1 protein-coding gene is annotated in these 286 nt (G+C 47.2%); it reads right to left on the bottom strand.

The features are described from left to right. The coding region (locus NE473_RS32280; protein WP_256265739.1) for an InlB B-repeat-containing protein at positions 1 to 286 on the bottom strand (286 nt) is incomplete at both ends.

Raw genomic sequence — 286 nt, 5'->3', positions numbered from 1 at the left:
ATAACAATAACCGGAATGCGCGACACAAGTCCGCTTTTTCCCATCTCCTCCATGACCTCATAGCCGTTTTTTCATTTGCTGCCCACTTCGCATAGACGGTCATGTTTTCGTTTATTGCAAACACTTCATCAAACTTTTTCCCGCCTTCGTTTTCTGCTGTATACCAGCCTCCAAATGTATAACCCGGGCGGCTCGTTCTTCCAAGTACCTTCCCTGCATCTTTAAGACTCTGGCCGCTCAGTACCGTCTCTGTCGTATTTGGTATGACATCAGAAGCATCCTCTGC

It is taken from the genome of Hungatella sp. SL.1.14 (assembly GCF_024460495.1).
In the GTDB taxonomy this organism is placed as follows: Bacteria; Bacillota; Clostridia; order Lachnospirales; family Lachnospiraceae; genus Hungatella; species Hungatella hathewayi.
Note: the sequence above shows the minus strand (reverse complement) of the source record. Positions and strands in the feature narration are given on the sequence as shown.